The following is a 6317-nucleotide window of genomic DNA, read 5'->3' as shown; positions in this document are numbered from 1 at the left end:
GTGCGGCGGCCACGATCGCCGCGGCGTTGTCGAGGTGCCGGCCGAGCGTCGCCGTCGGGTCGGACGGGCGGTCGCGGGCGGAGCGGCGGGTGAGGAGGTCGCGGAGCAGGCCCATCGGCCCACCCTCCCGCAACGCGGGTTGAGTTGTCGCGGGTGACGGGCCCGCGCACCCGCGACAACTCAACCCGGGATGCGGGGCAGGGGCCGGGCGGCGGCGCGTCGTCAGCGTCCGGGCGCACTAGGGTGGAGCGCATGTCCGCGACCCCCCTCGGCTTCTGGAAGCTGCCCGCCCGTCCCGACGGCGCCGCCCGTCACCTCGCCGTCATCACCGGGGGCGAGGCGCAGCAGACCATGCTCTTCCTCCAGGACGGGCAATGGTCCATCCTCGCCCTCTTCCAGGACGAGCTGGCCGGCAAGGCCGCCGCCCGCACCCTGGACGCGCTCCTGCAGTCCGTCACCTGTCTGCGCATGGGCGGCCGTGACGTCCTCGACGGTGCCGACACCCCGCGGCCCGGTATCGAGTGGGCCGGCTACGACCGCGAGTTCGAGGAGGCCGACGTGGCCGAGCAGCGCGACGTCGAGCCGCGCGGCCGGATCTGGATCCTCCCCGCCACGGACGGCGCCTCCGTCGGCCTCAAGCTTCCCGGGCACCGCCGGTACGACGACGCCGTCGCGCAGTTCGCCGACGTCGACGCGGCGCGTGCCGCCGTCGCGGCGATCGACGAGCTCCTGGGCGTCGGCCCGCGCGGCTGAGCAGGCCGACGCTCGTCGGCCCGGGGCCGCGACCGTTCGCCTCCCAGGGTTCACCTGCTGTTCACGCGGCTGCGCTGCCGGGCCCGGCTTCCTCGTCCGCCGCCCGCCCATAATGGTGGACAGAGCACAGGCCGCGGCCCGCCGCCGTCGTACCGAGGAGGGGGACGGACGGGCACGGTGACGCACCCAGTGAAGGAGACGGTCCATGGAGCTGCTGCAGCCCGACGCCCCCCGCGAGAACCTCCGCGAGTTCATCGACAAGCTGCGCGACGGCGGCTACACCGTCTCGGACGGCCACACCAACGATCCCGACCTGATCGATCCGCAGGGCCGTGCCGTGGAGACGTGGAGGGAGGACTACCCGTACGAGACGCGCATGACGCGCGAGGAGTACGAGCTGGAGAAGTACCGCCTGCAGATCGAACTGCTCAAGCTGCAGTACTGGGGCGAGGACACCGGCCAGCGCCACATCATCGTCTTCGAGGGCCGCGACGCCGCCGGCAAGGGCGGCACCATCAAGCGCTTCACCGAGCACCTGAACCCCCGCACCGCCCGCGTCGTGGCCCTCAACAAGCCCTCGGACCGCGAGCTCGGCCAGTGGTACTTCCAGCGCTACATCCAGCACTTCCCCACGGCGGGCGAGATCGTGCTGTTCGACCGATCGTGGTACAACCGCGCCGGCGTCGAGCGCGTGATGGGCTTCGCCACGGACGAGCAGTACCGCCGCTTCATGAACCAGGTGCCGCTGTTCGAGAAGATGCTCGTGGACGACGGCATCCACCTCACCAAGTTCTGGTTCTCCGTGACACAGACCGAGCAGCGCACGCGCTTCGCGATCCGCCAGATCGACCCGGTCCGCCAGTGGAAGCTCTCGCCCATGGACCTCGAGTCCCTGGACCGCTGGGAGGCGTACACGGAGGCCAAGGAGGCCATGTTCCTCCACACGGACACGGACCACGCCCCGTGGATCTCCATCCGCTCCAACGACAAGAAGCGGGCCCGCCTCAACGCGATGCGATACTTCCTGTCCCAGTTCGAGTACGAGGGCAAGGACCACGAGGTCGTCGGCACCCCGGACCCGCTGATCGTGCGCCGCGGCCGCGACGCCGTGGGGGACTGACCGCGGTCGACGTAGGCTGGGGGGCGGGTCCGTGTCCGGCACGGCCCCGCCCCACCGTCCGAGCCACAGGAGGCCACCCGCGATGACCGAGCAGACCACCACCGTCCCCGTCGGCGCCGCCGACATCGGCGTCACGGGCCTGGCGGTGATGGGCGCGAACCTCGCCCGCAACTTCGCCCGCCACGGCTACACGGTGGCCCTGCACAATCGCAGCCGGGCGCGCACGGACCAGCTCGTGGCCGAGCACGGCGACGAGGGTGCGTTCGTGGCGACGGAGACGCTCGCCGAGCTCGTGCAGTCCCTCGCCGTGCCGCGCCGGGTGCTCATCATGGTCAAGGCGGGCGCCCCCGTGGACGCCGTCATCGACCAGCTCGTCCCCCTGCTGGAGGAGGGCGACATCGTCATCGACGCCGGCAACTCCCATTACGAGGACACCCGCCGCCGCGAGGCGGCCCTCGCCGAGAAGGGCCTGCACTTCGTGGGCGTCGGCGTCTCCGGCGGTGAGGAGGGCGCCCTGCACGGTCCGGCGATCATGCCCGGCGGTCCGGAGAAGTCCTACGAGGCCCTCGGCCCGATGCTCGAGAAGATCTCCGCGCAGTTCGAGGGGGAGCCGTGCTGCGCCTGGGTCGGCACGGACGGCGCCGGCCACTACGTGAAGATGGTCCACAACGGCATCGAGTACGCGGACATGCAGGTCATCGGCGAGGCCTACGACCTGCTGCGCCGCGTGGGCGGCCTCGAGCCCGCCGAGCAGGCCGAGGTCTTCACGGCGTGGAACCAGACCGACCTGGCCTCCTACCTCATCGAGATCACGGCCGAGGTGCTCGCCCAGGTGGACGCGGCCACGGGCCGCCCGCTCGTGGACGTGATCGTGGACGAGGCCGGCCAGAAGGGCACCGGCCGCTGGACCGCGATCTCGGGCCTCGACGTCGGCTCCCCGGTGGCCGCGATCGCCGAGTCCGTCTTCGCCCGCTCGCTGTCCTCCCAGCGCGCGGTGCGCGAGGCCGCCCGTGAGACCCTCGCGGCCGGCGTCGACGAGGAGGCGCAGCGCGCCCCGCAGGACACGGACGCGTTCGTGGAGGACGTGCGTCAGGCGCTGTTCGCCTCCAAGCTCGTGGCCTACGCGCAGGGCATGGACATGCTCGCCGCCGCCGCCGAGGAGTACGGCTGGTCGCTGGACCTGGGGACCATCGCCTCGCTGTGGCGGGACGGCTGCATCATCCGCGCCGACCTGCTCGACGTGATCATGCAGGCCTTCGGCGGCCGCGACACCTCCCGCCACCCGGCGCCGGGCACCCGCGCCCCCGGCCAGCCGCTCAACCTGCTCTTCGCCCCCGAGTTCGCCCAGGCGATCGCCGAGGCCCTGCCGGCCTGGCGCCGCGTGGTGGGCACCGCCGTCGCCGCGGGCGTGCCGGTCCCGGTGTTCTCCTCGGCCCTGGCGTACTACGACGGCCTGCGGGCCGACCGCCTGCCGGCCGCCCTCGTGCAGGGCCAGCGCGACTACTTCGGCGCCCACACCTACCTGCGCGTCGACCGCGAGGGCTCGTTCCACACGCTGTGGTCCGGTGACCGCACCGAGGTCGACGGCGAGGGCGTGCCCGTGGTCATGCCGCAGCCGACCGAGGGCGACCCCACGCAGGACTGACCCGGCGGGGGCCCGGCCCTCAAATCCAGAGGGCCGGGTCCACGTACTCCGCGGGGTCCACGAGCGGCTTGCCCTCGGCCGGGCCCCTGCGCGGGCGGACGGTGGCCGGCACGCCGGTGGCGATCGCGTCGGCGGGGGTGTCCTTCACGACGACGGCGTTGGCGCCCACCGCCGTCCCCTCCCCGATCTCGACGGGTCCGAGGATCTTGGCGCCGGCCCCCACCACGACGCCGTCGCGCAGCGTGGGGTGCCGCTTCACCTTGGCCAGGGAGCGGCCGCCGAGGGTGACCCCGTGGTACAGCATCACGTCGTCGCCGATCTCCGCGGTCTCGCCGATCACGACGCCCATGCCGTGGTCGATGAAGAACCGGCGACCGATCGACGCGCCGGGGTGGATCTCGATGCCCGTGGCCGCGCGCGTGACCTGCGAGAGCACGCGGGCGGGCATCTTCAGCCGGTCGTGCCGCCACATCCGGTGCGCGACGCGGTGCGCCCACACGGCGTGCAGACCCGAGTAGACGAGGGCCACCTCGAGGTCACCTCGCGCCGCCGGGTCATGGCTGCGGACGGTCGCGATGTCTTCCTTGATGCGGGAGAACAGTCCCACGGGCGGCCCCTTCGGGTCGGTGCGGTCGGTGAGCGGGCGGCGGTCAGCCGCGGATGTCCTCGAAGAGGGCCGTGGAGATGTAGCGCTCGCCGAAGTCACACACGACGGCGACGATCAGCTTGCCCTCGGACTCGGGCTTGGCGGCCTCCTTGAGGGCGGCCGAGATGATCGCGCCGGTGGAGATGCCGCCGAGGATGCCCTCCTCGGTCCCGAGCCGACGGGCGGTCTCGATGGACTCCTCGAAGGTGGCCGGGTAGACCTCGTCGTAGAGGTCGGTGTCCAGGATCTCCGGCACGAAGTTCGCGCCGATGCCCTGGATCTTGTGCGGGCCGGCCTGGCCGCCGGAGAGGATGGGGGAGTCGGCCGGCTCGACGGCGATGAGCTTCACGTCCGGCTTCTGCTCGCGCAGGTACCGGCCCGCGCCCGTGATGGTGCCGCCGGTGCCGACGCCGGCGATGAACACGTCCACGGCACCCTCGGACGCGTCCCAGATCTCCGGGCCGGTGCCCGTGTAGTGGGCCTGGATGTTGGCCTGGTTCGCGAACTGCTGGGCCCAGATGGAGTTCGGGGTGCTGCGGACGATCTCCTGGGCGCGCTCGAGGGCCCCGCGCATGCCGTCTGCACCGGGGGTCAGCACGATCTCGGCGCCGAACGCCTTGAGCATCACGCGGCGTTCGGTGGACATGGTCTCGGGCATGGTCAGGATCACGCGGTAGCCGCGCGCCGCGCCGACCATGGCCAGGGCGATGCCGGTGTTGCCCGAGGTGCCCTCCACGATGGTGCCGCCGGGGGTCAGCTCGCCGGCCGCCTCCGCGGCGTCGACGATGGCGGTGCCGATGCGGTCCTTCACCGAGTTGGCCGGGTTGTAGAACTCGACCTTCACGGCGACGTCGCCGGGCAGGTCCTTCGCGAGGCGGTTCAGCCGGACCAGGGGCGTGCCGCCGACCGCCTGGGTGATGTCGTCGAGGATGCGGGCCATGGTGGTACCTCCGGGGGGTGGTGCGCCTGGGGGCGCGGGCGATCGAGTGGGTGTTCCTGCGTCAGGCTATCGAGCCGCGGCGCCGCTCAGGCGTCCACGAGCCACGCGGAGTAGTTCCGGCGCACCTTCGCGAGCTTCGGATCGATGACCACACGGCAGTATCCGTTGGAACGGCGCCGCGCATAGAAGTCCTGGTGAACGTCCTCGGCCGGGTGCCACGCGGACGCCGGCTCGACGCGTGTGACGATGGGGCTGTCATAGTTCGCCTGCGCCCGGGCGATCTCGTCCGCGAAGAACCGGGCCTCGGCCTCGTCGTGGGCGAAGACGGCCGAGCGGTACTGGGTGCCGACGTCGGCCCCCTGGCGGTTCAAGGACGTGGGGTCGTGGCCGGTGAAGAACAGGTCCATGATCACCTCGGGCGGCACGACGGCGGCGTCGAAGCGCACACGGACCGCTTCGGCATGGCCGGTGGTCCCGGTGCACACGGACTCGTAGCTCGGGGCGGGGTCGTCGCCTCCGGTGTAGCCGGACTCGACGGCGAGCACGCCCCGCACGCGACGGTAGACGGCGTCGAGGCACCAGAAGCAGCCGCCGGCGAGCGTCAGCTCGCGGACGTCGGCGGGCGCGCCGGAGGCGCCGAGGGGCTCGGTACGGGGGGAGTCGGTCATGGCAGGCACAGCAACGCGGGCCGCGCTTTTCATTCCCGACGACGCCGCCCCGTGCCGTCACCCAGGGCCGCCGGGTCGTGCGTGCCCGGGCCGGGTGGGCCATCATGGCCGGTATGACCGTGTCCCGTCCCGCCGTCCCCGCCTCGCCGGAGCACGCCCTGGCCCCACCGACGCTCGGGCACGTCCTCGATGTTGTCCAGGGGCTGTGGCCGCGGGAGCTGGCGGAGCCGTGGGACGCCGTCGGGCCGGTGGCCGGGCGCCCGGAGGCGCCGGTGCGGACCGTCCTGTGGGCGCTGGACCCCGTGCAGGCCGTGGCCGACGAGGCCGTCGCCCGCGGGGCCGACCTCGTGGTCACCCACCACCCGCTCCTGCTGCGCGGGACCTCGTCCGTCGCCGCCGTCGGGCATGCCGCCGCCGCCAAGGGCCGCCTGCTGCACACCCTGATCGAGCACCGCATCGCCCTGCTCGCGGCGCACACCAACGCCGACGCCGTCGTGGGTGGCGTCTCGGACGTGCTGGCCCGTGCCGTCGGCGTCACCGGAGCG

Annotated in this window: 7 protein-coding genes; 4 read left to right on the top strand and 3 right to left on the bottom strand. The window is 72.8% G+C overall.

What is annotated here, in order from left to right; all coding sequences use genetic code 11:
- The first annotated feature begins 252 nt into the window (after nt 1–252).
- The 3 genes from HMPREF3105_RS06410 (at nt 253) to gndA (ending at nt 3518) form a co-directional block, all read left to right on the top strand.
- The gene (locus HMPREF3105_RS06410; RefSeq protein WP_036312781.1) at nt 253–753 is read left to right on the top strand and encodes a hypothetical protein; all 501 of its coding nucleotides are present in this window, start codon (nt 253–255) and stop codon (nt 751–753) included.
- Nucleotides 754–958: 205 nt separating this feature from the next.
- Nucleotides 959–1873 (top strand): polyphosphate kinase 2, encoded by a 915-nt coding sequence (gene ppk2 / locus HMPREF3105_RS06405; RefSeq protein ID WP_010078895.1) that lies wholly within the window; start codon nt 959–961, stop codon nt 1871–1873.
- A gap of 82 nt (nt 1874–1955) precedes the next feature.
- A complete protein-coding gene (gndA, locus tag HMPREF3105_RS06400) occupies nt 1956–3518 on the top strand; it encodes an NADP-dependent phosphogluconate dehydrogenase (protein ID WP_069941183.1) in 1563 nt (520 codons plus the stop codon).
- Nucleotides 3519–3537: 19 nt separating this feature from the next.
- Here the strand turns inward: gndA and epsC are convergent, their stop codons facing one another.
- The 3 genes from epsC to msrA form a co-directional block, all read right to left on the bottom strand.
- Nucleotides 3538–4125 carry a serine O-acetyltransferase EpsC gene (gene epsC / locus HMPREF3105_RS06395; RefSeq protein ID WP_069941182.1) on the bottom strand — a complete coding sequence of 196 codons (588 nt, stop codon included), beginning with the start codon at nt 4123–4125 and terminating at the stop codon, nt 3538–3540.
- Nucleotides 4126–4168: 43 nt separating this feature from the next.
- Nucleotides 4169–5104 (bottom strand): cysteine synthase A, encoded by a 936-nt coding sequence (gene cysK / locus HMPREF3105_RS06390; protein WP_070708998.1) that lies wholly within the window; start codon nt 5102–5104, stop codon nt 4169–4171.
- A gap of 86 nt (nt 5105–5190) precedes the next feature.
- Entirely contained in the window at nt 5191–5772 is a 582-nt protein-coding gene (gene msrA, locus HMPREF3105_RS06385) for a peptide-methionine (S)-S-oxide reductase MsrA (protein ID WP_070708997.1), read from the bottom strand.
- Between the two features lie 113 nt (nt 5773–5885).
- Here msrA and HMPREF3105_RS06380 point away from each other — a divergent pair.
- Nucleotides 5886–6317 (top strand): Nif3-like dinuclear metal center hexameric protein (locus HMPREF3105_RS06380; protein ID WP_210401430.1); only part of this gene is annotated, 432 nt, incomplete at its 3' end.

It is taken from the genome of Micrococcus sp. HMSC31B01, assembly GCF_001816085.1.
In the GTDB taxonomy this organism is placed as follows: domain Bacteria; phylum Actinomycetota; class Actinomycetes; order Actinomycetales; family Micrococcaceae; genus Micrococcus; species Micrococcus luteus.
Note: the sequence above shows the minus strand (reverse complement) of the source record. Positions and strands in the feature narration are given on the sequence as shown.